General features: G+C 63.2%; 25 protein-coding genes. 18 read left to right on the top strand and 7 right to left on the bottom strand.

Translation table 11 applies throughout. The annotated features are described in order from the left end of the window. The first annotated feature begins 68 nt into the window (after positions 1 to 68). A complete protein-coding gene (locus ACVW1B_RS08845; protein WP_456821530.1) occupies positions 69 to 443 on the top strand; it encodes a response regulator transcription factor in 375 nt (124 codons plus the stop codon). 16 nt (positions 444 to 459) lie between these two features. Here ACVW1B_RS08845 and ACVW1B_RS08850 read toward each other — a convergent pair whose 3' ends face one another. Next, a complete protein-coding gene (locus tag ACVW1B_RS08850; protein ID WP_456821531.1) occupies positions 460 to 1041 on the bottom strand; it encodes an invasion associated locus B family protein in 582 nt (193 codons plus the stop codon). A 27-nt stretch (positions 1042 to 1068) separates the two neighbouring features. Next, positions 1069 to 1956 carry an alpha/beta hydrolase family protein gene (locus ACVW1B_RS08855; RefSeq protein WP_456821532.1) on the bottom strand — a complete coding sequence of 296 codons (888 nt, stop codon included), beginning with the start codon at positions 1954 to 1956 and terminating at the stop codon, positions 1069 to 1071. Between the two features lie 163 nt (positions 1957 to 2119). Between ACVW1B_RS08855 and ACVW1B_RS08860 the strand changes: the two genes are divergently transcribed. From ACVW1B_RS08860 to ACVW1B_RS08870, 3 genes are all read left to right on the top strand, one after another. After that, positions 2120 to 3814 (top strand): SulP family inorganic anion transporter, encoded by a 1695-nt coding sequence (locus ACVW1B_RS08860; protein WP_456821533.1) that lies wholly within the window; start codon positions 2120 to 2122, stop codon positions 3812 to 3814. A 185-nt stretch (positions 3815 to 3999) separates the two neighbouring features. Beyond that, positions 4000 to 6750, top strand: a complete 2751-nt coding sequence (locus ACVW1B_RS08865) for a decarboxylase (RefSeq protein WP_456821534.1) — start codon at positions 4000 to 4002, stop codon at positions 6748 to 6750. Positions 6751 to 6841: 91 nt separating this feature from the next. Then, the gene (locus ACVW1B_RS08870; RefSeq protein WP_456821535.1) at positions 6842 to 7276 is read left to right on the top strand and encodes a hypothetical protein; all 435 of its coding nucleotides are present in this window, start codon (positions 6842 to 6844) and stop codon (positions 7274 to 7276) included. 42 nt (positions 7277 to 7318) lie between these two features. Here ACVW1B_RS08870 and ppk2 read toward each other — a convergent pair whose 3' ends face one another. Then, positions 7319 to 8119, bottom strand: a complete 801-nt coding sequence (ppk2, locus tag ACVW1B_RS08875; RefSeq protein ID WP_456821536.1) for a polyphosphate kinase 2 — start codon at positions 8117 to 8119, stop codon at positions 7319 to 7321. A 23-nt stretch (positions 8120 to 8142) separates the two neighbouring features. Then, a complete protein-coding gene (locus ACVW1B_RS08880) occupies positions 8143 to 8598 on the bottom strand; it encodes a hypothetical protein (RefSeq protein ID WP_057017151.1) in 456 nt (151 codons plus the stop codon). Between the two features lie 156 nt (positions 8599 to 8754). Here ACVW1B_RS08880 and ACVW1B_RS08885 point away from each other — a divergent pair, with 156 nt between their 5' ends. From ACVW1B_RS08885 to ACVW1B_RS08940, 12 genes are all read left to right on the top strand, one after another. Continuing rightward, positions 8755 to 9192, top strand: coding sequence for a hypothetical protein (locus tag ACVW1B_RS08885; RefSeq protein WP_194295332.1), 438 nt, complete (start codon positions 8755 to 8757; stop codon positions 9190 to 9192). Further along, positions 9185 to 10417 carry an HlyD family secretion protein gene (locus tag ACVW1B_RS08890; protein WP_456821537.1) on the top strand — a complete coding sequence of 411 codons (1233 nt, stop codon included), beginning with the start codon at positions 9185 to 9187 and terminating at the stop codon, positions 10415 to 10417. The genes ACVW1B_RS08885 and ACVW1B_RS08890 overlap by 8 nt, the downstream gene beginning before the upstream one ends. Positions 10418 to 10441: 24 nt before the next feature. After that, positions 10442 to 10855: a hypothetical protein gene (locus ACVW1B_RS08895; RefSeq protein WP_456821538.1), complete on the top strand. Its 414-nt coding sequence runs from the start codon at positions 10442 to 10444 to the stop codon at positions 10853 to 10855. 103 nt (positions 10856 to 10958) lie between these two features. After that, on the top strand, positions 10959 to 12269 hold the full coding sequence (locus tag ACVW1B_RS08900; protein WP_456821539.1) for a TAXI family TRAP transporter solute-binding subunit: 1311 nt from the start codon (positions 10959 to 10961) through the stop codon (positions 12267 to 12269). A gap of 99 nt (positions 12270 to 12368) precedes the next feature. Beyond that, the gene (locus ACVW1B_RS08905) at positions 12369 to 14105 is read left to right on the top strand and encodes a DUF3300 domain-containing protein (protein WP_456821540.1); all 1737 of its coding nucleotides are present in this window, start codon (positions 12369 to 12371) and stop codon (positions 14103 to 14105) included. Next, entirely contained in the window at positions 14102 to 15034 is a 933-nt protein-coding gene (locus ACVW1B_RS08910; protein ID WP_456821541.1) for a DUF2950 domain-containing protein, read from the top strand. Before ACVW1B_RS08905 ends, ACVW1B_RS08910 begins: the two co-directional genes overlap by 4 nt. A 29-nt stretch (positions 15035 to 15063) precedes the next feature. After that, positions 15064 to 15486 carry a hypothetical protein gene (locus ACVW1B_RS08915; protein WP_456821542.1) on the top strand — a complete coding sequence of 141 codons (423 nt, stop codon included), beginning with the start codon at positions 15064 to 15066 and terminating at the stop codon, positions 15484 to 15486. Positions 15487 to 15675: 189 nt separating this feature from the next. Continuing rightward, entirely contained in the window at positions 15676 to 16104 is a 429-nt protein-coding gene (locus ACVW1B_RS08920; protein WP_456821543.1) for a universal stress protein, read from the top strand. Between the two features lie 53 nt (positions 16105 to 16157). Next, positions 16158 to 16454 carry an HdeA/HdeB family chaperone gene (locus tag ACVW1B_RS08925; RefSeq protein WP_456821544.1) on the top strand — a complete coding sequence of 99 codons (297 nt, stop codon included), beginning with the start codon at positions 16158 to 16160 and terminating at the stop codon, positions 16452 to 16454. Positions 16455 to 16477: 23 nt separating this feature from the next. Then, entirely contained in the window at positions 16478 to 16771 is a 294-nt protein-coding gene (locus ACVW1B_RS08930) for an HdeA/HdeB family chaperone (protein ID WP_256528091.1), read from the top strand. Positions 16772 to 16982: 211 nt separating this feature from the next. Continuing rightward, positions 16983 to 17249, top strand: coding sequence for a hypothetical protein (locus ACVW1B_RS08935; RefSeq protein WP_456821545.1), 267 nt, complete (start codon positions 16983 to 16985; stop codon positions 17247 to 17249). 215 nt (positions 17250 to 17464) lie between these two features. Then, entirely contained in the window at positions 17465 to 18202 is a 738-nt protein-coding gene (locus ACVW1B_RS08940) for an outer membrane protein (RefSeq protein WP_456821546.1), read from the top strand. A gap of 105 nt (positions 18203 to 18307) precedes the next feature. Here ACVW1B_RS08940 and aspD read toward each other — a convergent pair whose 3' ends face one another. Beyond that, positions 18308 to 19933 (bottom strand): aspartate 4-decarboxylase, encoded by a 1626-nt coding sequence (aspD, locus tag ACVW1B_RS08945; protein ID WP_456821547.1) that lies wholly within the window; start codon positions 19931 to 19933, stop codon positions 18308 to 18310. 363 nt (positions 19934 to 20296) lie between these two features. On the opposite strand from aspD, the gene aspT reads away from it, so the two are divergent. Beyond that, positions 20297 to 21988 carry an aspartate-alanine antiporter gene (aspT, locus tag ACVW1B_RS08950; protein ID WP_057017161.1) on the top strand — a complete coding sequence of 564 codons (1692 nt, stop codon included), beginning with the start codon at positions 20297 to 20299 and terminating at the stop codon, positions 21986 to 21988. On the opposite strand, the gene ACVW1B_RS08955 is transcribed toward aspT, so the two are convergent. Further along, positions 21925 to 22179: a hypothetical protein gene (locus tag ACVW1B_RS08955; protein WP_456823099.1), complete on the bottom strand. Its 255-nt coding sequence runs from the start codon at positions 22177 to 22179 to the stop codon at positions 21925 to 21927. The two genes, aspT and ACVW1B_RS08955, sit on opposite strands and share 64 nt — an antisense overlap. Here ACVW1B_RS08955 and ACVW1B_RS08960 point away from each other — a divergent pair. After that, positions 22072 to 23709, top strand: a complete 1638-nt coding sequence (locus tag ACVW1B_RS08960) for an aspartate-alanine antiporter-like transporter (protein ID WP_456823016.1) — start codon at positions 22072 to 22074, stop codon at positions 23707 to 23709. The two genes, ACVW1B_RS08955 and ACVW1B_RS08960, sit on opposite strands and share 108 nt — an antisense overlap. Positions 23710 to 23767: 58 nt before the next feature. Here the strand turns inward: ACVW1B_RS08960 and ACVW1B_RS08965 are convergent, their stop codons facing one another. Beyond that, on the bottom strand, positions 23768 to 24793 hold the full coding sequence (locus ACVW1B_RS08965; RefSeq protein ID WP_456821548.1) for an AraC family transcriptional regulator: 1026 nt from the start codon (positions 24791 to 24793) through the stop codon (positions 23768 to 23770). Positions 24794 to 24817: the final 24 nt, after the last annotated feature.

Consider the following 24817-nt stretch of genomic DNA (forward strand, 5'->3'; position numbering starts at 1 on the left):
GCCGCTTGACGTGCCCTTTATCCATACGCGGGCGAAGGTCATTCAGCGATAGCTAGAGGCTTCAGGATTTGCCGACCGCGAAACTCGTTTTCGTTGTGGATGATAATCCTTCCATGCTTCGTGGAATCGGACGTCTGCTGCGGGCGTGCGGATTTGCATCCAGGCTATTCGAGACCGGAAGCGCGTTACTGAGACATGGCAGCTTTGACAGCGCGGTTTGCCTGATACTGGACATCAATCTCAGCGATGGGTCCGGGATCGAACTGCGGCACCGCCTGGCGGATCAGGGCATCGAAATCCCCGTCATCTACATCACCGGAAATGACAACCCGGCGACGCGCATGGCGGCAACGGCATCGGGATGCGTTGCCTATCTGACCAAGCCATTCACCGCCAACTCGCTGATCCAGCCGATTGAACGGCTGTTGGCCGGCGTGGTCTAGCGGCAGCCGGTCTCAATCATTCATCGATGACTTGATCGAGCGTCAGCGCAGGCGCGCCCTTGCGCACGCTTGCAAAGCGGTCGAGCGGCACCGATGTCGTCATCGTCAAAATGCTGGTGTCGACGACCTCGATCGAGAGCGTCTTTCCGCCATCCATGTCCTCGAGAAGCTTGGGATCGGCGACATCGGCCGCGATGCACATGTTGGTCGCGCACCAGGTGTAGGGCAGCCGACGAACCGCCTTCTGGTCGACCGATAGCTTGACGCCGGCTTGCAGATACATCCCGACCGGCAGGAATAGCTGGACGCGGCTGCTGCCGTCCTCTCGCTCGATCAGATCGAGGCGAACGGCCGTCTGCCCGGTGGGGAAGGTGCCGGTGATCGTCGTCCGGCATAGTGTCTTGGCGCCGGCGGCGTTGAAGCAGACCTTTCGCCACTCGCCATACTTGATGTCCCGCACCGGCTGACGTGCCCCCCGCGGGGCTACTTCGCCGCCGTCCTTCACCGTAGCAGGCGGTGAGGACGTCTGTTGAGCGTGGGCAGCACTGATGCCGGCCGCAAACAGCGCCAACTTCGCCAAGGCACCATATCGGACCATGGATGCTCCTCCAGCGCGAACGGCCGCCTAGCGAACCTTGTCGAGAAATCGTTCGACCAAAGGCGACCATATGGGAATGGAATCGGGAGAGCCGATCAGGAAATGCCCTTCGTCGCCGAACGGCGGCAAAAGATGGTACTCGGCACGACCGCCGGCGCGCGTGAAGGCCTCGTGCATTCGCTTCGACAGGGCCGGGCCGAAGAATGTGTCGTTCTCGATGTAGAACCACAGCATCGGCACCCGCGACGTATGGCCAAACATGCCGGTGGCCTCGACCAGTCTGTCGGGGCCGCAATTGTTGTTGGGTTTGCCGTCGACACGGCCGCCGCGGCCTGCCGCGAAGGTGATGATGGCCTTGACTTGCGGCGGGTTGAGGCTCGACAGCGCGATCGCAGCCCAGCCGCCGGCCGACTGCCCGACGACGATGACGTCCTTCGGCAAGGTGCGCTTTTCGGCAGCCATGTAATCAATGATCCAGAGATCGACCTGTGCGACGGCGAGGGCCGCATCGAGGAAATTCGGATTGGTGCATATGCCGATCTTGGAGAAGAACGGGCCATAAAGGCCGCGTTCAGGAATGTCGATGGCCGCCGCGCCATAGCCGGTCCCGACCGGCGCCACCACGAGATAGCCGCGCCGTGCAAACCACATTGCGGCATCGCGAAATTCGACCAGCGGGAAGAAGCTGCGATCCCTGGCGTTCAGTGACACGCCGTGGTTCATGATGACCAGTGGGAAAGGGCCATCGCCGAGCGGACGGACCAGATAAGCGAACATTGGCAGCGGGGTCGGCAACGCCCAGATCTCTTCCTGGATGCGCTGGGGCGACTGTTGGTCATCGGCGCGTGCTGGAGCGGTCAGGCCAAGCAACAGCAGCGCTGCGGTTGCGAGGGTCCGTAAGCGGTGCTGACGCATGTCATGCGCTCCGGCAATCATCTGGCAAATGTGCAGGTTACGACGATCGAGCCGCGCAAGATCAGAAGCACATTGTCGACTGCAAGGCTTGATCTGAATCAACGCGCATCGGGCCCGCCGGCGCAACCACATGCGACCATTGTGGCGTCATACGGCGGGCTTGATGTCGATCCAGGCAGAGACGAGTTGGATGCGCTGGTTTCCGCCGGCGAACTGGCTCGCCGACTACCGCGCATCCTGGCTTGGGGCGGACGCAATCGCCGGGGTCACGCTGGCGGCCTACGCGATCCCGGTGTCGCTGGCCTATGCGGGGCTTGCGGGTCTGCCGCCGCAGATCGGCGTCTATGGCTATCTGCTCGGCGGCGTGGGCTACGCCCTGCTGGGTTCGTCCCGGCAGCTCGCGGTCGGGCCCACGTCGGCGATCTCGCTGATGATCGCCGGCGCCGTCGGCATATTGGCCGGCGGCGACGCCACGCGTTATGGGCAGATTGCCAGTCTCGTGGCCTTCAGCGTCGCAGTGCTCTGCCTGATTGCCTGGCTGTTCAAGCTCAGCGTGCTGGTGCGGTTGATCAGCGACAGTATTCTGGTGGGCTTCAAGGCCGGAGCGGGGCTCACCATCATCATGAGCCAGCTGCCCAGCCTGTTCGGCGTCGCTGGAGGCGGCCACAACTTCTTCGACCGCGTGATCAAGCTTGCCGGCCAGCTGGGCGATACCAGGCCGCTGGTACTCGGCTTCGGTGTGACTGCGACGGTGCTGCTCCTGCTCGGCGAGAAGAGATTGCCGGGAAAGCCCATCGGGTTGGCGGTGGTCGCGCTCTCGATCCTGATGGCCTCCGCGCTCGGGCTCGCGCAAATGGGACTGCCGGTGACCGGGCCGATCCCGACCGGGTTGCCGACGATGTCGCTCCCGACATTTGGTCTGCTCGAATTTGACGATCTCTTTCCGATCGCTGCCGGATGCCTCGTGCTGGCCTATGTGGAAGGGGTGTCTGCCGCGCGCAGCTTTGCGGCAAAGCACGGCTACCCGCTGGATGTCAGGCAGGAGTTTCTGGGACTCGGCGCGGCCAATCTCGCCGCAGCCTTCGGGCATGGCTATCCCGTCGCCGGCGGGTTGTCGCAGTCGGCCGTGAATGACGCCGCCGGCGCACGCACGCCGCTGGCGCTGGTGTTCTGTTCGGCAACCCTCGCGCTCTGCCTGCTGTTCTTCACGGGCCTCTTGACCAATCTGCCGAAGACCGTGCTCGCCGCGATCGTTTTCTCAGCCGTCTACAAACTGGTCGATATTCCGGCGCTCGCCAGAATGTGGCGGATCAGTCGGATCGATTTCTATGCCGCTATCATCGCGCTGGTGTCCGTGCTGTTCCTCGGGATATTGCAGGGCGTGCTGCTGGCGGCCGTCGCCTCGATCTTCCTGCTGCTGTTGCGGGCTTCCCAGCCCAATATCGCGTTTCTGGGCCGTCAAGCCGGCAGCGGGCGCTATTCCGACCGGGCGCGACACGATGACGTCGAGCCCCTGACCGGGATCATCGCGTTCCGCCCGGAGACCTCGCTGCTTTATGTCAATGCCGAGACGATCTTGGAAACGGTGCTGGCGGCGCTTCGGACGTCGCCCGACGTCAAGCTGGTGGCTTGTGACCTGTCGGCCTCGCCGTTCATCGACCTTGCGGGCTCGCGCATGCTGCACGACCTTCATCAGGAGCTCGCATCGCGCCAGATCACATTCTGCATCGTGGGTGCGCACGCGCAGTTGCGGGATCTGCTTCGGGCGGACGGTCTTGCCGACAAGACCGACAGCGGCGACTGGACGCGTACGCTCGACAGCGTATTGAGCAACAGGAAGCCGCGGGCAAGCATCTAGCGTGCGCGGCCGTACGGACTGCTGCGACAATCCGGCCTTGTTGCGCCGCAAGACGTCGCGATCACGCGCGCCTGGGGGGCTGTCTCAATCCAGCTTGCAGCTTGACTTGGATCAAAGGGCGCAATGGGCCCGGTTTGTACGATTGGACAGAACCAGCGCTGAGATCACGAGATCGGGAGACACTCATGGCCAACGAGGCGAAGCCGGCACAGCAGCGCATCGACCAGTTCTTCTCCGGGCCCGGCGGACGAGCCGACAATTGGCGCGATCTGGTTGAGGCGGCGAAGGTATGGAGCAGGGGCGGCAACCGTGCGGCGTATGACGCGGCGCTGTCGGCGCTTGCGGTGACGGAGGAATTTCACGGCTATCCGGGCCTTGGTTTGATGGCGGCGCTGAAGGAGGCCGCGGCGGCCGGCGACGCCGCCACCTCGCATATGCTTGCGACGCGGATCGCCCAGGCACTTCAGACAAAATCCTTCCGCCAGCATGCAGGTGACTGGAGCACGCAGGACGATGGCAATGGCGACGTTCCCGATCTGCTTCCCCCAACTCTCGGACAATCGGCGGCGCGCCGTCCTTACTTCGAGACCCTGATCGTGACCGGGGTGCCGGCCAGCAACTGGCCCGGGCTCCTGGCGGAATGGCGCAAGCTGCGGCGTCCGGTCGACGCCTTCATCTATGAGCCTGTGGTCGTGGGCAACCTCGAGGACGCCTTCTGCGCAGCAATGCTGAACCCCAATATTGCGGCGGTGGTGATCAATGAAGGTTTCGGGCTGCGCTCGCGCCACGATGCGCCGGTGCTTCGCGCCATGACCAGCGCCATGGGGCTGAACGACGAGTCCGATGCGTCCGCGCTCCGGTTGGCCCATATCCTGAAGCGGGTGCGTCCCGAGCTTGACCTCTACCTCATGTCCAATCGCGACGTCGAGGAGTTGGCCGGCAATCCCGAAGCCGATGTGGTGCGCCGGGTGTTCTACTCGGTCGAGGATATCCTCGAATTGCACCTTTCAATTCTGGAGGGCGTGCAGGATCGCTTCGACACGCCGTTCTTCGACAATTTGAAGAAATATGCGCAGCGGCCGATCGGCACCTTCCACGCGCTGCCGATCGCGCGCGGCAAGTCCGTGTTCAAGTCGGACTGGATCCGCGACATGGGCGAATTCTACGGGTTGAACCTGTTCCTTGCCGAGAGCAGCGCGACCACCGGCGGCCTCGACAGCATGCTGGAGCCGACCGGCAACATCAAGAAGGCACAGGAGAAGGCCGCGCGCGCGCTCGGCGCCGACCGCGTGTACTTCGTGACCAACGGCACCTCGACATCCAACAAGATGGCGGTGCAGGCGCTGCTGGGTCCCGGCGACATCGCAATCGTCGACCGCAATTGCCACAAGTCGCACCACTACGGCATGGTGCTGGCCGGCGCGCAGCCGCTCTACGTCGAGGCATTCCCGATGACGGAATACTCGATGTATGGCGCGGTGCCGCTACAGACGATCAAGCAGGCACTTCTGAACGCGAAGGCGGATGGCCGGCTCGACCGGGTCAAGCTGATCGACCTGACCAATTGCACCTTCGACGGCCACATCTACAACACGCGGCGGGTGATGGAGGAATGCCTCGCGATCAAGCCTGACCTGATCTTCCTCTGGGACGAGGCCTGGTTCGGCTTCGCGCGGTTTTCGCCGTTCCTGAGGCGGCGAACCGCGATGGGCGCGGCGAATGAGATCGAAGCCTGGATGCGCGATCCCAAGTCGGTCGCCGCCTATGAGAAACAGCAGGCCGAGCTCGGCAAGAATCCGTCCGACGAGGTTCTGCTCAAGACCAGGCTGATCCCCGATCCGCGCCAGATCCGGCTGCGCGTCTACCAGACCAACTCGACGCACAAGTCGATGTCGGCGATCCGCCAGGGCTCGATGCTGGCGGTCAAGGACATCGAATTCCACACCGTCGAAGCGCAGTTCAAGGAGGCCGTATTCACGCACGCCTCGACCAGCCCGAACCAGCAGCTGATCGCGAGCCTCGACGTCTCGCGCCGGCAGATGGAGCTCGAGGGATATGGACTGGTGGCCAATGCCATGGAGATCGCGTTCGCCATCCGCAACGCGGTCAACACCAATCCGTTGATTTCGCGATATTTCCGCGTTCTTGGCGCGGATGCCATGGTGCCGAAGCAATACCGCGAGAGCGGATTCACCGACTATCTGGCGGCCGGGACCAACTGGGCTAGCGCCCTGAAGAGCCTGAACGACGACGAGTTCTGCCTCGATCCGACCCGCATGACGCTGGTCTGCGGCACGGCCGGGTACGACGGAACGTCGTTCAAGGGGCTGCTCGCCAGCCGCTACAACATCCAGGTCAACAAGACCTCGCGCAACTCGGTCCTGATCCAGTCCAACATCAACAATACCCGGAGCGACGTCGCGCATCTCGTCCGGGTGCTGGCCGAAATCTCCGGTGAAATCGATCGCGGCCTGACCAAGGGCGGCGCAAACGCCAGGGTCGACTTCGACATGCGGGTCAACAGCCTGATGAAGGACGTCCCCGACCTGCCGAACTTCTCGCATTTCCACGACGCCTATCGCGGCGATGCCGGCGCGAAGACGAATGAGGGCGACATCCGCGGCGGATTCTATTCGGCCTATGACGCGGCAGGATGCGAATATATTCGCCTGCACGATCCCGAGATCGACAGGCGCCTGAAGAACGGGCCCGCTCTCGTCTCCGCCAACTTCGTGATTCCCTATCCGCCGGGCTTCCCGATCATGGTCCCTGGCCAGGTCATCACGCAGGAGACCATCGATTTCATGCGCAAGCTGGATGTGAAGGAGATCCATGGCTACGACGCGGCCGAGGGCCTGAAGCTCGTGACGACCGAGGCATTGGCCAGGATGGGCAAGCCGCGAGCGGCTGCGCCGAAGTTCAAGGCTGCATCATAGACGAAGGAGAGTCCGCAAGGCGTCTTCGCATTCTTGCGGCGAAGAGTCTTGCGCAACGAGGCGTAACGCAACCGGTTCCTGGAGGGACATGATGAGGAAAGTGAGTTTGATCGGAGCTCTTGCTATGCTGGCGGTTGGATTGGCCGGCTTCAGCACGCCGTCACTGGCTGAAACCGGCTCGGTCGCCGTCATCTTCACCAAGGGTGGATTCATCGTTGGTGTCGGAGGCGGCGAGGGCGTCTTGACGCTGCGCGGCAAGCACTATCCGTTCACGGTGTCGGGCATGAGCGTCGGCTTCACGATCGGCGCTTCGACCACCAAGCTGGTCGGGCGCGCCCTCAATCTCAGAGGGCCTGCCTCGATCGAAGGCTCCTACAGCGCGGCAGGCGCCGGTGGGGCGATCGCCGCGGGCGCCGGCGGCGTGCAGCTGCAGAACGCCAATGGCGTGATCCTGCAGCTCAGCGGCCCGAAGGTCGGCGCCGAAGTCTCGGCCGCCGTGGGCGGGGTTTCCATCCGCTTGAAGTAGGTCCAAGGGAGGCCGGCCGCGCGCCCTGCGCGGCCTGTCCTCTCAGTAGCGTTCCTCGACGAACTTCATTCCGCGCAGTCCGGCCTGATCGTTGTAGCGACCCTTGTTGGAGCGCTTGGGGAGCTTGACCGTGTCGCGCTTGACCCGTCCGTGAGGAATTGTCTTCAGCAGGAACGAGATGCAATTCAGCCGCGCCCGCCGCTTGTCGTCGGAACGGATGACGTTCCAGGGCGCGTGCTTCGAACTCGTCGCCTTGAACATCAGGTCGCGCGCACGGGAGTAATCATACCAGCGGCGGTAGGATTCGGTGTCCATCGGGCTCAGCTTCCATTGCCGCATCGGATCGTCGATCCGTGCCCTGAAGCGGCGCTCCTGCTCCTCCATCCCGACCTCGAGCCACAGCTTGATCAGGATGATGCCGCCCTCGATGATGTATTGCTCCATCTGCGGGCAGAGGGAAAGGAATCGCTTGTGCTCCGCCGGCGTGCAGAAACCCATCACATATTCGACGCCCGCGCGATTGTACCAGCTGCGATCGAAGATCACGATCTCGCCGGCCGCCGGAAACTGCTGCATGTAGCGCTGGATGAAGAGCTGGGACTTCTCACGATCCGAGGGCGCGGGCAGGGCGACCACGCGAAACACGCGCGGGCTGACCTTCTCGGTCAGGGCCTTGATCGTTCCGCCCTTGCCGGCCGCATCGCGTCCCTCGAACAGGATGATGACCCTGAGCTTGTTCGCCTGTACCCAATCCTGGAGCTGGCAGAGCTGGGCCTGCAGCTTCTGCAGCTCTTCCTCATAGTCCTTGCGCTTCATCTTCTCGGTCGGCTTGTCTTTCGCCATGGATATCCGTCCATCGTTTTCAACTAGTCGCCCCAGGCAATGACGATTCCGATATCGCCGGGCATGCCGCCGGGGTAATCGACGATCTGATAGCGGATGCGGTAGCCGCGCGGCTGCAGGTAGTCAGCCCAAAGCTGGTATATTTCCTTAGGGATACCCGTCAGCGTCTTCTCCCAGCCGGCCTCCATCTGATTGATCGCTCGCCCCTTGTCGGAGCACAGCGAGTTCGGGAAGCGATAGACCTGGACCTCGCTCAAGCCATTGCGCACCGCCCGCTGAATCACCGTCGACGCGAGCTTGACCTTCTCGTCCTCGGTAAGCCCCGAGGGCTTGCTCAGCCGCTCGATCAACGCGCGCTTCTCGGCTTCGATAGCAGCCGCACGCTTGGCATGCTCCTCGGCCTTCTCCGCTTCCTTGAGCGCTGCCTGCTTCTGGATCTCGTGCGCCTTCGGGATCAGGTCATCGATTTTGTTTCGCATGGCTGGGGACTCCTAAGCCCGATCTTCGACCTTGCCCCCGGAACGGTAGGGATGAGCCGACCGGCTTCCTTGATCCAGATCAAGCAAGCGCGATAGGATCGTCAGCAGTGTCGATCAGGATTCGCCTGCGGTGTTATTGCGACCGGGAGACTTGGCTTGAGCGAACAGATGCATCCGGCGGCCCCCCATCATCTGCCGTTTTTCATTCCCGGCGCCGACGGGTCGGACACCCTGATGGTGGTGATGGGCATTTTCCTCGTAGCCACCGTCTTGTGGGTTGGCACTCTGTACTGGAAGCTGCACAGCCTGCCGGAGCGCATGGCGCACAAGAGCCAGAAACTTCAGTTTGAGATCGTCGCCGTTCTCGGCTTGATATCGCTTTTCACCCACATGCATATCTTCTGGGTCGCCGGCCTGTTGCTGGCACTCATCGACCTGCCGGATTTCGGCACGCCGATGCGCAGCATCGCAGATTCCGTCGAGCGCATAGCCGACGCCACGCCGGGCGCTGCCGAACCGGTAGCCGAATCCGGACCTGGCGGCGGTCCCGATGTCCGGACGCCCGCGAAGCAAGAGGTGCACAACCATGCTTGAGCTGATGATCTGCTCGCTGGTGACGATCCTGCCGGATTACCTCTACCGCCGCTATCGGCAAGGCAAGCGGTTCGGCAAGGAGATCACGTTCTTCTCTGTCTGGTATGAACTGAGATGGGGGATCACCGGCTGCCTGATGCTCACGATCTCGCTGATCACGATGATCTTCTACTTTCATCCCTCGACAACCTCGGCGGCGATCTACTTCAGGACCGTGCCGATCCTGCCCGAAGGCTCCGGACGTGTCGTCGAGGTCAATGTCGGCTTCACCGCGCCGGTGAAGAAGGGGGACGTTCTGTTCCGGCTCGACAGTTCGAAGCAGGAGGCCGCGCTCGAGACCGCCAAGCGAAAGATCGCCGAGGTGGATGCGTCGTTGATCGCGGCGCAGGCCGACGTCGTCAAGGCGGACGCTCAGATCGGGGAGGCGAAGGCCTCCTTGCAGCAGGCCAAGGACGAGTTGGAGGTGAAGAGCGAGTTGCAGCGTCGCAATCCCGGCATCGTGCCGCAACGTGACATCGAGAAGCTGCAGGTTCTGGTTGATCAGCGGCAGTCCGGCGTCGATGCCGCCAGCGCCGCCAGGGAGTCGGCGACGTTGCGCGTCTCCACGCTGTTGCCGGCCGAGAAGGCGAGCGCCGAGGCCGCGCGGGCGCAGGCGCAAGTGGATCTCGACAAGACCTTCGTCCGTGCCGGCGTTAACGGCCGCGTCGAGCAATTCCTCGTTCGCCCCGGGGACCTCGTCGCCCAGATCATGCGGCCGGCCGGAATCCTGATACCGGACGAAGCGGGCCGCAACAGGTTGCAGGCGGGCTTCGGGCAGATCGAAGCCCAGGTGATGAAGCCCGGCATGGTCGCGGAAGCCACCTGTATGTCGAAACCCTGGGTGATCATTCCGCTGGTCGTCACCAGCGTGCAGGATTTCATCGCCGCCGGCCAGTTTCGGGCCAGCGAGCTGTTGATCGACCCGCAGAATCTGCAACAGCCAGGTTCGATCCTCGTGTTCCTCGAGCCGCTTTACAAGGGCGGCCTTGACGGCGTGACGCCGGGCAGCAGTTGCATCGTCAATGCCTACACCAGCAACCATGACGAGATTGCCGATCCGAAAACCGGCGCGTTGAAGGGCTTTGTCCTGCACGCCGTCGACGCGACCGGCCTCGTGCATGCATTGCTGCTTCGGATCCAGGCTCTGCTGCTGCCGATCAAGACGCTGGTGATCAGTGGCCACTGACGGGCGCGAACAGGGAGACAGCAGATGAAGCCGGGCCGCAAGCTTCGCGCAATCGTGGTAACGGGCATGATCTTCGGATTGCCGGGTTACGCGCACGCTTTCGATCTCACGGGCGCCTGGGCGACGAGCGCCGAGCAATGCCGAAAAGTGTTCGCCCACAAGGGCAGGGCGAACCAGCTGACCTTCACGAACTTCTCTGGCGTCTATGGCGGCGGATTCATCGCCGAGCCCGATCGCCTCCGGAGCAAGTTCGAGAACTGCAAGATCAAATCGCGCAAGGACGACGGCCAGACCATCAACATCATCGTCGGTTGTGCGTCCGGAATCATGGTATCGAATGTGCAGTTCTTCCTTAAGGCCGTCGACGACGATACCATTACGCGCCAATTCCCGGGCATCGAGGGGATGGAGGTCAACTATCATCGTTGCAAGATCTAGAGGCATCCGCTCCCCGCGCTGGCTCAGCGCCGCCGGACCGTTGTCGGCTGGCGCCGAACCGATCGAGTGATGCGCCGTGGATCCCAGCAGGTTGCCGAGGTCATTGCGCATCGCCCTGGTGGCCGGCCTTGTGCTTTTGGCGGGGGGTGCAAGCCTGTTCGCCTATCGCTGGTACGAGCGGCCGACGACCCTGACGATCGCGGTTGGGTCGCTGGACGGCGAGGCCGGGAGGCTGGTCTCGGCGATCGCAGGAAAGTTCGCCCAATCGAAAGCACCAGTCCGGCTCAGCCTGGTCCAGACGCCGGGACCGCTTGAGTCCGCCAAGGCATTCGCGTCCGGAAAGGTGGACCTCGCGGTCGTCCGTGGAGACGTCGGCGATCTATCGCAGGCCCAGGCCGTGATCGTGTTGGCCCACGCCACCGTCCTGTTGGTCGCGCCGCCCGGCGCTGCGATATCTGACGTGGCGGAGTTGAAACGCGTCGCGATCGGTGTGATCGGCGCCGAAGCCAATCAGAAGCTGATCAAGGTGCTGACCGACGAATACGATCTGACGCGCGCGGGCGTGACGTTCAAGCCGCTCGCACCCGCGGATGCGCGCCGGGCGCTCGACACCAAGGAGGTACGGGCGATCCTGCTCGTCATGCCTTTGACTGAAAGATATCTTTCGCTGCTGCGCAATGTCTTCGCGCGCACCACGCGAGCCGGCCCGGTGATGATCGCCATCGAGTCCGCCGGAGCGATCGCCGAGAAAGAGCGCGCCTACGAAAGCTTCGACGTACCCAAGGGAACCCTGCGCGGCTCGCCGCCTGTTCCTGCTGATGACCTGACGACGCTCCAGACGTCGTTTTATTTGGTAGCACAGAAGAAGCTTGGGAACGACGTGATCAGCGACCTGACGCAGTCGATCATGAACGCGCGGCGAGAGTTGCTCGCCGAACTGCCGGCGCTCTCCCAGATCGCTACGCCTGATACCGACGCGGGCGCCTACATTCCCGTGCATCCCGGGGCGGCTGCGGTCTATGAGGGGACCAGGGAGAGCTTTCTCGATCAATGGGGCAATGCGATCTTCCTGGCGCCGATGATCGCAGGCGGGCTTGCGTCGGTGCTCGCGGCGGCGTGGAAATTTCTCCGCTCGAGCGAGGCACCGAGCCGGAAGGAGGCGCTCGACACGCTTTATGCACTGGCAGGGCGAATTCGGATGGCCAGGCGTGTGTCGGATCTCGAAGAGATCGAGCGCGAAATCGATCAGGTGCTGCGTACGCAGCGCGAGCAGCCGGTCGCGGACGACAAGGCCGAGCGCGCTGTCACGGCGGTGAACGTTGCGGCCCATCGGCTCGAGAACCTGATTCACGACCGCCGCATTCACCTTGCGTCGCGACAGCCGGGCCAGGCCGGAAGCCAGGTCGAAAGCTGAGTCGAAAGCTGAGCCGAAGGACAGTTTCCTTGATCTCGATCAAGGAGGGGAGGGGATCGTGGCCGATGCTGTCGACTGTTGGTGTCGATGGAGGTCGCGATGTTCCGTTGGGGCAAGATTCTGCTCGCGGTTGTGCTGGTGTCGGTGACGTCCGTTGCCGCATTCGCGCAAACGGCTGACAAGCCGCCCGCCCAGACCAGCCCGCCCGCCCAGGCTAGCCAGCCGGCTGCGGCAACCCAGCCGACCGATCAGATCCTGAAGCCGGAACAGCTGGAAGCCCTGGTGGCGCCGATCGCGCTCTACCCGGACTCGCTGCTCGCCAACGTGCTGGCGGCGTCGACCTATCCGCTCGAGGTCGTGCAGGCCGATCGCTGGGTCAAGGAGCGCAAGAGCCTGAAAGGGGATGCGCTGAAGGCCGAGGTCGACAAGCAGGCCTGGGATGACAGCGTGAAGGCGCTCACCAGCACCGCCGACGTGCTCGCGATGATGAGCGACAAGATCGATTGGACGAAGAATCTGGGCGATGCCGTGCTGGCGCAGCAGCCCGACGTCATGGATGCGATCCAGCGGCTGCGCAGCAAGGCGCAGGCCAACAACAAGCTGGTGACGACCAAGCAGCAGAAGGTCAGCGTCCAGACCCAGGAGAGCAAGCAGGTCATCGTCATCGAGCAGACCGATCCGAACACCGTCTACGTTCCCTATTACGATCCCGCGACGGTCTATGGCGCGTGGCCCTATGCAGACTATCCGCCGTATTATTTCGGCTATCCGTCCTATATCGGCGCCGGGGTGATCGCGGCAGGTCTTGCCTTCGGCGCCGGCTGGGCGATCGGGCGCTGGGGCAATTATTGGGGCGGCGGCTTCAACTGGGGCAATCGCAACGTCTATGTCAATCATCGGACCACCAACATCGCAAATGGCTGGCAGCACAATCCGGCGCATCGCCAGGGCGTCCGCTACAACAACAGCAACGTCCAGCAGCGCTTCGGCGGCAACGCCAATCGGGCTGGTGCCAGCGATCGGATGGATTTTCGCGGCCGCGATGGTCAGCAGGTCCTCAAGCCCGGCGGCGATGGCCCGGGTGCTGATCGCGCAGGTGACCGGGCAGGAGACCGCGGCGGCGACCGTGCGGGTGATCGCGCCGGAGATCGTGCGGGAGATCGCGCTGGAGACCGTGGAGGCGACCGCGCCGGAGATCGTGCGAAGGGTGGTGACCGTGCCGGTGCCGCCGATCGCGCCAAGGGCGGCGACCGCGCCGGTGCCGGCAACAAGGCCAAGGGCGGCGGCGATCGCGCCAAGGCCGCTAACCGCGGCAATGCCGGTAACCGCGCAGCAGCGGCGAATCGTGGCGGTGGCAGTCGCGGTGGCGCCATGAACGTATCGTCCGGGCGGGCAGCTGCGGCGGCATCGGCGCGCGGGCGATCGAGTATGGCCAGCATGCCGCGCGGCGGCGGCGGCGCAAGTTTTGCCGGCCGTGGTGGCGGTGGCTTCAGCGGCGGCGGAGGTGGCTTCCGCGGCGGTGGCGGAGGCGGTGGCTTTCGCGGCGGCGGCGGCGGTGGACGGCGCTCCGACATCGCGCTCAAGCACGATATCGAGCTGCTCGGACATCTCGCCAACGGCCTCGGCTACTATCGCTTCAGCTATCTCGGTAGCAGGAAAGCCTATGTCGGCGTGATGGCGCAGGAGGTCGAGCAGGTCATGCCGGCGGCGGTGACGCGCGGCGCCGACGGCTATCTCAGGGTCTATTACGACAAGCTCGGACTCAAGTTCCGCAGCTACAACGATTGGCTTGCCGCCGGCGCGAAGATTCCATCCCCGTCGGAGGCATCACGATGACAGGCCCCTCGTACTCGCGACTGGATCATATTGCCTCCATCGGCGTGGCCACGGCAACAGCACTCGCCTTGCTGCTGACTCCGGCGCGCGCGCAGCAAGGCTTCCCCAATCCGGAAGACGCGGCGTCCGCCTTGGCAACCGCGGTCAAGACCGGCACCAGTCGGGCGATGCTGAAGGTGCTGGGCCGCGATGCCGCCGATATCATCGAGTCGGGCGACGATGTCGCCGACGCCAATGCGCGAGAGAGCTTTCTTTCTGCCTACGACGCCAAGCATTCGATCAAGGCTGATGGCAACAAGAAAGCCACCTTGATTCTGGGCAGGGACGATTTCCCGTTCCCGATCCCGCTCGTCAACAACAATGACGGCTGGAGTTTCGACGCCGCCGCGGGACGTCGCGAAATCCTCTACCGCAGGATAGGCCGCAACGAGTTGGCCGCGATCCAGACCTCTCTTGCCTATGTCGACGCACAGAACGAATACGCAGAGAAGGATCGCGGCGAGGGTGTGGGCGCCTATGCCCAGCGCATCGTCAGCAGGCCGGGCAAGACGGACGGGTTGTTCTGGCGCGACGACAAGGATCCAAGCCCGCTCGGCGAGCTGGCGGCCCAGGCCGCCGCGGAAGGCTACAAGGTCGGCGAGCAGAGCATGCCGTACCACGGCTACTACTATCGGATCCTGAAGGCACAGGGCTCCGACGCTCCTGGCGGCGCGCTGAACTATGTCGTGAGGGGCAAGATGATCGGTGGATTCGCGCTGGTCGCCTATCCCGCCGAATACGGCAATTCCGGCGTCATGACCTTCCTGGTCAACCACGCAGGCACGGTCTATCAGAAGGATCTCGGCTCACGCACCGATTTCCTCGCCAAGCGCATGATCGTTTTCGATCCGGATCACACCTGGAAGAAAGTGGACCCGGCAAGTCCCTGAGCGAGGAGGGGGCTGCAGTGACGCGATCCATGATTCGTTCCGTCGTACTGGCGCTTGTCGCGATGGTCCTCTTGGTCGCGCCATGCTTCGCCCAGGCCGTCGGCCACGTCCAGGTCAAGTTCGTGAAGGCGGCGCTCGTCGTGGGCGGCGGCGGCGGCAGCGGCACGTTGACCTACCGCGGGCGGCACTATCGGTTCATCGCGTCCGGCTTCAGCCTCGGCGTGACTGCCGGTGCGTCGGTGACTTGGCTGGAGGGCACCGCCTCAGGCATCAGGGACGTCAACGATTTCGCCGGCAGTTACGCGCTGGTCGGGGCAGGCGGCGCGTGGGCCGCGGGCGTAGGCGGGGTGAGCCTGCGCAATGAGCACGGCGTCGTTCTCATGCTCAAAGGGCCGAAAGCGGGATTGGAGTTCGCCGCCAATCTGGGCGGACTCACGATTTCGCTGCGCTGAGCTCGGGCTCGATTCGCCCTGCCTCAGATGGGCCGCAGGTGGAAGGTGCCTCCGCCGCGCGACTACCAGCGTCCGGGGTGCGGCGCTGAGCGATGGATTGATCTATCTCAAGGCCGGGTCCGAGGCTCAGGTTCAACCTGCATTCGGCGGGGCGGCGATAGGTCATCCAGGTAACCGGGAGGTGGAGGCATGTACCGGCACATTCTCACTCCGACAGATGGGTCGGAACTGGCGGAGCAAGGGGTGAAGCAGGGGTTGGCGCTGGCGAAATCTCTCGGAGCCAAAGTATCGGTCATCTTCGTCGTTGAGCCGCTCTCGGAAATAGGAGGGCGGTACCGTGATCTGCTCGCGAGATTTGCCGAGATACGCAAGGAAGAGGCCACGAGCGCGCTGGATCGCGCCGCACACGCGGCCAGGGAGGCCGGCGTTCCCTGCGAGACAAGCCAGGTCGAGAGCGGGCAACCCCATCAAGCCATCATCGCGGCAGCCGAGGACAAGGGCTGCGATCTCATCGTTATGTCATCGCACGGGCGCAGCGGGCTCTCCAAGCTTCTCATCGGCAGTGTGACAAACAAGGTGCTGACGCAAGCAAGGACTCCGGTCCTTGTCTGTCAGTGAGCGTGCAGATCGGTGGATAGAAAGTACTGTGCATGGAGCTTGGGAGAAATCGAATGAACAAAATCGCTGTGTGCCTGGCTCTTGCCGGTGCGATGCTGTCGGGTCCGCTGCAAGCGCAGACGAGCGTCGATATGGCGCGGATAACCTGCTCGCAATACCTCGCCATGTCCCCGGGCGATTCTTCCGTATTTTCTGCCTGGATGAGCGGCTGGTTCAATCAGAAGAAGGGATACGTCTTTGTCGATCTCAACGCGTATGCGCGAAATGTCGCAAGCGTAAAGGCGTGGTGCGCGACCAATCCCACTCAGACCGTGATGGCCGGCCTTGAGCGCTCTACGGCCGGCCAATGATCAAACAGGATTGGAAGACTACAATGAAGCCATCGATTCTTGCCGTTGCGACCGTTGCACTCCTCGCCACGAGCGTCGTGGCCAAAGCCCAAGTCGTCGTCGATCTGTCCCTCATTACCTGCAAGCAACTGCTGGAGGCGGACCAGGAAAGACAAATGCTGATCAGCTCCTGGATGTCGGGCTATTTCAGCGCATCGAAGAACCTGACCGTCGTCGATTTTCGCTACGTCGAGCGAAACGGCAAGGTCATCGGCAAGTACTGCAAGTCGCACAAGACAGACACCGTGATGAATGCGATGCAAAAGAACTGGCGCTGACCATCGTCGCTGCGATCGCGCAAGCCTTGGACGGCATCCTTGTCCTTCACGGGTCGGAGGTGAAGCCGGCGATGTCGACGGTCGGCAGGCTCGTCGCGGTTCACTGGCGCTTCCGATCGAACCGGCTGTCTCTCAATGCCGGCCGCGGCTCCCGTATTTTTACGGTCCGGGCGCTTGACCGAGGTCAAGGCGCGGCCACTGGCAAGATGGTGTGTCGCTAGGGCTGTTCGCTCTCTCCGGTGTCGCGGTGTCGGCCATCTGGTATGTCACTTATGAAATTCGCCGACGTGGTCTGCTGGCTCGAAGGGCGCGCAGTCCTCGCGAGACCAGGACATTTGCCAGCGAATCGGAAGCCAAGGCGTTCGCACGGTCAAAACTGGACGAAGGGCTGGTCGTGTTTGCCGGCACCATCAATCCGCACCTCCCCAGGCAATTGATCCCCTCGCATAACATCGCCGATTGGCTCGTCGAACAGTGAGTCGGCTCCGGCGCTTCCTCTCCGGCAGCACGAGCTTCGTGCTGCACCGAATGTTGAAAGCACAGCCCAAGCACGGTGTTCGTTTGCCCTTGAGTGTTGCCATTTTGGCACGCGCCTTTTCGTGACTCACATCTAGGCTTCGATCACTGCCCCGATTGGGCGAGCGCAAGGACTGCTGTTCTCGATTTAACGCGAAGAGACCCGGAGATCATTCCATGAAGAGATTTTTGCTTTCTGTCGCCGCGATTGTCGGCATGGCCACGCCGGCGTTGTCGGCTGACATGGCCGTCAAGGCGGCGCCTGTGCCGGTCCCTCCGCCGGTCTACAACTGGACCGGCTTCTATATCGGTGCGAACGGCGGTTGGGGCGAGAGCCGCACCTGCTGGGACTTCATCCCCGCTGTCGGAGGTGTCGTGGCCGACGGGTGCAGCTCGCGCTCCGGTGGCGTTTTCGGCGGACAGCTCGGCTATCGCTGGCAGGCCGGCCAGTTCGTCTTCGGCCTGGAAGGGCAGGGTGACTGGGCGGACCTGAAGAGCTCGCGCCTCAGCCTGATCGATCCGAGGTTCTCGACGACAACGAAGACCGACGGACTGGGCCTTTTCACCGGCCAGCTCGGCTGGGCCTGGGATGCCGCGCTGTTCTACGTGAAGGGTGGTGCAGCGGTCACCAGCAATCGCTATGACATCTTTACCACGGTCGGCGGAATCGGGGTCGCGTCGGCGACATCGACCCGTTGGGGCGGTACCGTCGGCGTGGGCTTCGAGTACGGGTTCACCCCGAACTGGTCCGTCGGGCTCGAATATGACCGTCTGTTCATGGGCGATTCCAACAACACGTTCTCGGTGGTCAATCCCATCGTGGCCGGCGCCGCCAACCGGATCGGACAGGATGTGGATCTGCTGACGATCCGCCTGAACTATCGGTTCGGCGGGCCGGTCGTCGCGAGATACTGATCTCCCTGGATGGATGTAATTTGGGCCCCGGCATTCTTGCCGGGGCCTTTCTTTTAGTTTTGGCGGCTACCGGACCAAATGTCCGAAGTGCGGCAAGCGCCGCTGTCAGCGCTTTGCGGCTGCGCCCTTCGCTGCTTCGTAGGCGTCGCGATAGCCTCTGGCGATGGTCCGAACGCCTCGCCCGATATCGTCATAGACATCGTCGGGCAGGTTCGCGAGCGAGACGCGAAGCGACCATTCGGGCGCGTCGAATCCGCCGCCGTTCAACAGCACGATCCCGTGGGCTTCAGCCAGCCTGAACGCGAGGTCCAGCGGATGGACGTTCTTCTTCAGGTATTCAACCGCCTCGTCGCCGATGTTCTTTCGGGCCCAGAACTCGAAATCGATCAGGGCGTAGTAGGCATCATAGCTCGGATTCGGGGTCAGCTTGTCGGCAAGCCCGAGGCCGTCGAGCAGCGACCACAGGCGCTTGTTGACGATCTCCATGCAGGCGGCCTGATAGGTCTTCTTTTCGTCCATCATCTCGGCGAGCGAGAACAGGCTCATCATCGCCTGCTGCGGCAACGACAGGCCCGCGGTGTGATTGAGCGCCACGTCGCGGCTGTCGGCGACGATGCGGTCGATCAGCTTGAGCTTGCGCGGTTCGAGCGTGAGCGGCCCGTAGCGCTTGTCGAGCGCCTTCACGGCCTCGTCCGGGAGCTTGGCGATCATCTTGTCGAAGATGTTGTCCTCGTGGATGGCGATCGCCCCTAACCGCCATCCCGTGCAGCCGAAATACTTCGAATAGGAGTAGACGCCGATGGTGTTGTGCGGCAGTTCGCCCAGCAGCGAACGGAACCCGTGCACGAAGGTGCCGTAGACGTCGTCGGTGAGGATCATCAGGTCGGGGCGCTTGGTCTTGACCAGATTGGCCAGCTTGGCAACCGTCTCCTTGCTCAACGCCATCCCCGGAGGGTTGGACGGATTGACCACGAAGAAGGCCTTGATCTTCGGATCTTCCAGCTTCTTGATTTCCTCGTCGGTGAACTGGAACTTGTTTTCCTGCGGAGCCCTGATCTGAACGACCTTCAGGTCGTAGTCTTCCAGGTGCGTCATCTCGATGTAGGGCGTGAAAATCGGTGTCGCCAGTGCAATCGTATCGCCAGGCACCAGCAGCCGATTGGCCTTCAACGACTTGAAGAGGTAGCACATCGCCGCTGTGCCGCCCTCGACCGCATAGATGTCGAATTTTCCGGCCGGCCGGGGCTCGCCGCAAACCGCCCACATCAGGTATTCGTGCACGATCTTTTCGTTGTGCACCAGCATGCGGTCCGGCACCGGGTAATTGTCGCCGATGATCGAATCCACCAGCTCGTGGACGAAGGCGTCCGGGTCGAAGCCGAACTTCTTGACCGCAAAGGGCAGCATCTCGGTCAGGAAGCTCGCGCCCGGCATGTCCTTGTGCTGTTTGAGCCAGGCCTCGAACCGGCCGGCGATGCCGTTTGCCTGAGGCATGCCGCCGATGCCCGCCGGATGCTCCATCACCCGCTTGCTCTCGGTGATGGCGAATTGCCCCAGCAGGAAGAAGCCTTCGCGCGGCGTCGTGGCCACCCAGTTCGGATTGCCCCGCCCGGCGTTCAGGAAGGGCATCTGGCTCCGCTTCGAATTGCTCTTGGCGAGGTTGATCAGCTCGTCCTTGATCTCGAAGGGGCTCAACGCCTCGAATTTCTTCAGGGTCAGAAGATCGGCCATTTGACACTCCCGGGGCGATGCATGCTGTTGGAATGGAGGCGACAGGCTCTGTTGCCTGCGCAATCGCGCGCAGCATGATCGGCGACGGGTTACGAGCCTTGATCTATGTCAACGGTCACGCGCAGGCGATGCGATGCTGCGACGGATAGTCGCTCACGATGCAAGTGCGCGGCACGTGCGTAGTGTCGGCAAGATCATGAAATCGCGAGGCTCTCGCAGTTGCGGTTGACATAGATCAACATTCTGCTCGCCAACCGCCGTCTGATGTCGACCGATACGGTTGCTCGCCCTTTTCGGCACCCCCCGCACGAGATCGAAGCGGTCGCACGCCGAAGCCCCGGGACAGCATGAACGGGTGACATCATGATCGATTGGCTCTTCCAGACGCTCCGCACCTATCCCGAAATTGCGATCTTCCTCTCGCTGGCCCTGGGCTACTATTTCGGTTCCTTCACCTATAAGGGGCTTGGACTGGGCGCGGTCACCGCGACACTGGTTGCCGCTGTCATCATCGGCCAGATCGGGATCACCATATCAGGGCCGCTGAAACCGTTCTTCTTTCTGATGTTCCTGTTCGCCATCGGTTATGGCGTCGGACCGCAATTCGTGCGCGGTATCGCGCAGGACGGCGTCCCGCAGGCGATTTTCGCGGCCGTGGTCTGCGTCTTCTGTCTGCTGTCCGCCTATCTCGGCGCCAAGGTCGCCGGTTACGACGTCGGATCGGCGATCGGGCTCTATGCCGGCTCGCAGACGATCTCCGCGTCGATGGGACTCGCGACCGACGCCATCAATCGCCTTGGTCTGCCCGCGGACGAAGCCAAGAAGCTGCTCGATGCCATGCCGGTCGCCTATGCCGTGACCTATATCTTCGGCACGGTTGGGTCGGCGATCGTGCTGGCGCTGCTCGGACCGGCGCTGCTCGGGATCGATCTCGAAGCCGCGTGCAAGAAATACGAGGAGGAGCATGGCGGCAAGAAGGAGTTGGGCGGCCCAGGGACGGCCTGGCACCAGTTCGATGTGCGCGCCTATCGCGTTCATGAGCGCGGACCCGTCGCCGGCAAGACCGTCGGGCAGGCCGAGGCGCTGCTTCCCGATCATCGCATCTTCGTCCTCCGGCTCCGGCAAGCCGGCAAGATCGTGGAGGCAACCTCCGACACCGTGATACATGCCGGCGATGTCGTCGCCGTCGCCGGGCGCCGCGATGTGCTGGTGCAGCTGATCGGCGAGCAGGCGGAGGAAGTTGACGATCGCGAGCTGCTGGCGGTGCCGATCGAAGGTGTCGATGTCTACGTGACCAGCAAGGACGTCGACGGCAAGACGCTGGAGCAACTGGCCAAGGAACCGGGCGCTCGCGGCGTATTCCTGCGCAAGATCGCCCGGGGGGCGATCGCGACCGAGATTCCGATCCTGCCGAACACCAAGATCAATCGGGGCGACATCCTCACCCTGGTCGGCCGCACGTCCGATGTCGCTGCCACCACAAAGATGCTGGGCCGGCCGGACCGCGCAACCGATGTTGCCGACGTCGCCTTCATCGGGGCTGCGATCGCGATCGGCGCCCTGGTCGGCGCCTTCGTCTACAAGATCGGAAGCGTGCCGCTGACGTTGTCCACCTCCGGCGGTGCGCTGATCTCCGGCCTGTTCTTCGGCTGGCTCCGATCCGTGCACCCGACCTTCGGCCGCATCCCGTCACCCACCGTGTGGTTCATGAACTCGGTCGGCCTGAACGTCTTCATTGCCGTGGTCGGAATCTCCTCGGGCCCGGGATTTGTCGCCGGCCTGCAAAAGCTCGGCTTCAGCCTGTTCCTTTGGGGCGTCGTTGTGACCACCGTGCCGCTGATCCTGGCGATGTTCGTCGGCAAATACGTGTTCCGGTTCCACGACGCGATCCTGCTCGGATGCTGCTCCGGCGCGCGCACCACGACCGCTTCGCTGGGCATGATCAACGACCGCGCGAAGAGCCAGATTCCCGGTCTTGGCTACACCGTCACCTATGCGGTCGGAAACACGCTGCTGACGATCTGGGGCATGGTGCTGGTGATGATGATGACATAGCCGCGGCGCGGGACCGTGTTGACACGATGTTGACCTGGCTGGCGCAATTTCTCGTTCGGTATCCGGAGCTCGCGCTGTTCCTGGTGATCGCCGCGGGCTACTGGATCGGAAGCTTCAAGATCGGCGCCTTCAGCCTCGGCCCGGTGACGGGTGCGCTGTTCGCAGGACTCGCGGTCGGCGATTTCGCGCATGTGCCCGTCTCAAGCATGACCAAATCGTTCCTGTTCCTGCTGTTCCTGTTCGGGGTCGGCTATTCGGTCGGTCCGCAATTCGTGCTGGCGATGAAGCGCGACGGGCTGAAGCCGATGTTGATGGCCGTTATCGTGAGCCTTACCGGTCTTGCGGCGGCGATCGTCGTGGCACGCGTGCTGCGGCTCGACGCCGGCTTTGCAGCCGGGCTCATGTCGGGCGCGCTCACCCAAAGCGCGGCGATGGGTACGGCAACCGATGCAGTCAATGGGCTCGCCGTGACCGAAGCACAGCGCGCGTTGTTGGTCTCGCACATCGCGGTGGCCGACGCGGTCTGCTACATCTTCGGCTATGCCGGCGTGATCACATTCTGCACCCTGATCGTTCCGGCGCTGCTGAAGATCGATCTGAAGGCGGAGGCGCTCAAGCTGGAGCAGACCTTGGGCATCACGCGCGCCAAGCCCGGCCTGGCGTCTGCCTGGCGCAAATTCGAATTGCGTGCCTACCGGCTGGATGCTCAGGCGGCGATCGCCGGATTGTCGGTGGACGCCGCCGAAGCTCGTGTGCCCGGGCAACGCGTGTTCATCCACCGCATTCGTCGCGGCGAGCGCATCTTGGAGACAGAGCCTGGAGCGGTGCTCGCGGCCGGCGATATCATCGCGCTGTCGGCGCCGCGCCAGACCATCGTCGAACTGATCGGACCGCGCGGCGAGGAGGTAGAGGACAGCGAGCTGCTCGACATCCCCGTGATCTCGGCGGACGTGTTCCTGATCAACCCGGAGCTCGCAGGCAGCAGTCTGCAGCAGGCGTCGGAACAGAGCTGGGCACGCGGCCTCTACTTGCGTTCGTTGAGCCGCGGCGATGAAGCTCTCCCCATCGCGGCCGGCGTTGTCCTGCAGCGCGGCGATATGCTTCGCATCGTCGGTCCTGAATCGGTGGTGCAGAACGCGGCCAAGAGCATCGGCGTCATCGTTGCGCCCAGCACCACGATCGATTTCGTGGTGCTGGGGCTCGCGATCTTCTTCGGCGGCCTCGTTGGCGTGCTCCTGAGCTTTTCGATTGGTGGCGTCACGATCTCGCTGAGCACCAGCGTCGGTACGCTGCTCGCTGGACTTCTTGTCGGCTATCTCCGCACACGTCTGCCGTATTTCGGCCGGATTCCCGATGGCGCCATCAGCCTGATGACGTCGCTCGGACTGGCTGCCTTCGTCGGCCTGACCGGGATCCATGCCGGTCCGGTCTTCCTCTCCGCCATACGGGAGTCGGGCGTCGGCCTGCTGCTGGGTGGCATGTTTGTAACCCTGCTGCCGCAGATCGTCGGCTTCTGTTTCGGCCATTTCGTGTTGCGCATGAACCCCATCCTCATGCTCGGCGCTTTGACCGGCGCACAGACGGTCACGGCCGCGATGGCCGCCATTCAGGAGCGTTCGGGCAGCTCCGTGGTGGTGCTCGGCTACACGCCCGCCTATCCGATCTCCAATATTCTGCTGACGACCTGGGGATCGATCATGGTCGTCGTTTTCGCTGGATGACGGGGCAGGGACGGCTAGCGCCTACCTCGCCATTGAGAGCCGCCCTACGGCTGAAGGGTCAGCGCGCCCGGCGGGGCGAATCTTGAGATTCGGATCGACGCCTTGATGGAGTCCCTCTGCTGGCAGCATGGCCCAGACTGCGTCGATGTTGCAGGGGACTAATCCGCATTTCAGAGCGAAACATGAATATGAATGCGGAGGCCGATGAGTAACCCAGACGCAACGCGATCTCCGTGATCGGCAGGTCGCTGCCCAACAATTCGATAGCCTTGAGCAGGCGGAGACGTTGACGCCATGCGCGCAAGCTCATGCCGACTTCGCGCTCGAAGTGTCGCGTCAAGGTTCGTGGCGACATGCCGATCTCACGCCCCCATCTCTCGGCGTGGCGCGGATTCGCAGGATCGGCGTAGAGGGTTTCACAGAGGGCCAGCAGGCCCGGGTGGGTGGGCCAAGGTAACGCTGCCGAGATCGGCGTCGCCCGCCGCAACTGATCGAGGATGAGCGCGATAACGCGAGCGGCGTAGCGACGATCCTCACCTTTCAGCGACGCGGCTTCCACGATGAGCGTCCGCAGGAGCGGGGACACATGGATGACCGTCGTGCCGGACGTCATGCCTTGGCCGGCCGCATTGGCGACCCAGAGGCTCCGGAATTCCGCTCCCATCAGGGAGCCGACCGAATGCTTCGTACCGGCCGGCAGCCAGACGGCCTGTTCCGGAGAAATGACGACGCGCCGTCCATCAGCCTTCACGGTGAGCGCGCCTGAGATCGCGTAGACCAACTGATTCCAGCTGTGACTGTGTTCGGCGAAGTAGCTCCTCGCAGGAAGAGACTGCACCCGAACGATCAGAGGCTTCGGTGATCCGAGGCCGTGCGGGGCATCGACCGTCTTCCAGCCGGCGTTCCCTGGCGAAATGTGACGTTTCATCGACATAAATTGGCAATCTGTAGAAGGAAAAGTCCAGCGATTTCTCCTTAACTCCGACGCGGTGATCCACGGCCCGGTGGATCGGCCACTGGTCTGATCGGCGACGTCCCGTCGACGGACATCTAACGGCGGAGCAAGCCGCAGCGTGAACTTCAATTTTTCCGTTCCCAGCCATGAGGC

This window comes from Bradyrhizobium sp. USDA 4502, assembly GCF_054063355.1.

Bases quoted from the DNA above. Each gene is read 5' to 3' on its own strand.
- ACVW1B_RS08910 (WP_456821541.1), top strand. From the start codon at position 14,102: ATGACAGGCCCCTCGTACTCGCGACTGGATCATATTGCCTCCATCGGC.
- ACVW1B_RS08890 (WP_456821537.1), top strand. From the start codon at position 9,185: ATGCTTGAGCTGATGATCTGCTCGCTGGTGACGATCCTGCCGGATTAC.
- ACVW1B_RS08880 (WP_057017151.1), bottom strand. From the start codon at position 8,598: ATGCGAAACAAAATCGATGACCTGATCCCGAAGGCGCACGAGATCCAG.
- ACVW1B_RS08920 (WP_456821543.1), top strand. From the start codon at position 15,676: ATGTACCGGCACATTCTCACTCCGACAGATGGGTCGGAACTGGCGGAG.
- ACVW1B_RS08865 (WP_456821534.1), top strand. From the start codon at position 4,000: ATGGCCAACGAGGCGAAGCCGGCACAGCAGCGCATCGACCAGTTCTTC.
- aspD (WP_456821547.1), bottom strand. From the start codon at position 19,933: ATGGCCGATCTTCTGACCCTGAAGAAATTCGAGGCGTTGAGCCCCTTC.
- ACVW1B_RS08925 (WP_456821544.1), top strand. From the start codon at position 16,158: ATGAACAAAATCGCTGTGTGCCTGGCTCTTGCCGGTGCGATGCTGTCG.
- ACVW1B_RS08930 (WP_256528091.1), top strand. From the start codon at position 16,478: ATGAAGCCATCGATTCTTGCCGTTGCGACCGTTGCACTCCTCGCCACG.
- ACVW1B_RS08855 (WP_456821532.1), bottom strand. From the start codon at position 1,956: ATGCGTCAGCACCGCTTACGGACCCTCGCAACCGCAGCGCTGCTGTTG.
- ACVW1B_RS08940 (WP_456821546.1), top strand. From the start codon at position 17,465: ATGAAGAGATTTTTGCTTTCTGTCGCCGCGATTGTCGGCATGGCCACG.
- ppk2 (WP_456821536.1), bottom strand. From the start codon at position 8,119: ATGGCGAAAGACAAGCCGACCGAGAAGATGAAGCGCAAGGACTATGAG.
- aspT (WP_057017161.1), top strand. From the start codon at position 20,297: ATGATCGATTGGCTCTTCCAGACGCTCCGCACCTATCCCGAAATTGCG.
- ACVW1B_RS08915 (WP_456821542.1), top strand. From the start codon at position 15,064: ATGATTCGTTCCGTCGTACTGGCGCTTGTCGCGATGGTCCTCTTGGTC.
- ACVW1B_RS08850 (WP_456821531.1), bottom strand. From the start codon at position 1,041: ATGGTCCGATATGGTGCCTTGGCGAAGTTGGCGCTGTTTGCGGCCGGC.
- ACVW1B_RS08860 (WP_456821533.1), top strand. From the start codon at position 2,120: ATGTCGATCCAGGCAGAGACGAGTTGGATGCGCTGGTTTCCGCCGGCG.
- ACVW1B_RS08905 (WP_456821540.1), top strand. From the start codon at position 12,369: ATGTTCCGTTGGGGCAAGATTCTGCTCGCGGTTGTGCTGGTGTCGGTG.
- ACVW1B_RS08895 (WP_456821538.1), top strand. From the start codon at position 10,442: ATGAAGCCGGGCCGCAAGCTTCGCGCAATCGTGGTAACGGGCATGATC.
- ACVW1B_RS08955 (WP_456823099.1), bottom strand. From the start codon at position 22,179: ATGCGCGAAATCGCCGACCGCGAGTCCTGCGAACAGCGCACCCGTCAC.
- ACVW1B_RS08870 (WP_456821535.1), top strand. From the start codon at position 6,842: ATGAGGAAAGTGAGTTTGATCGGAGCTCTTGCTATGCTGGCGGTTGGA.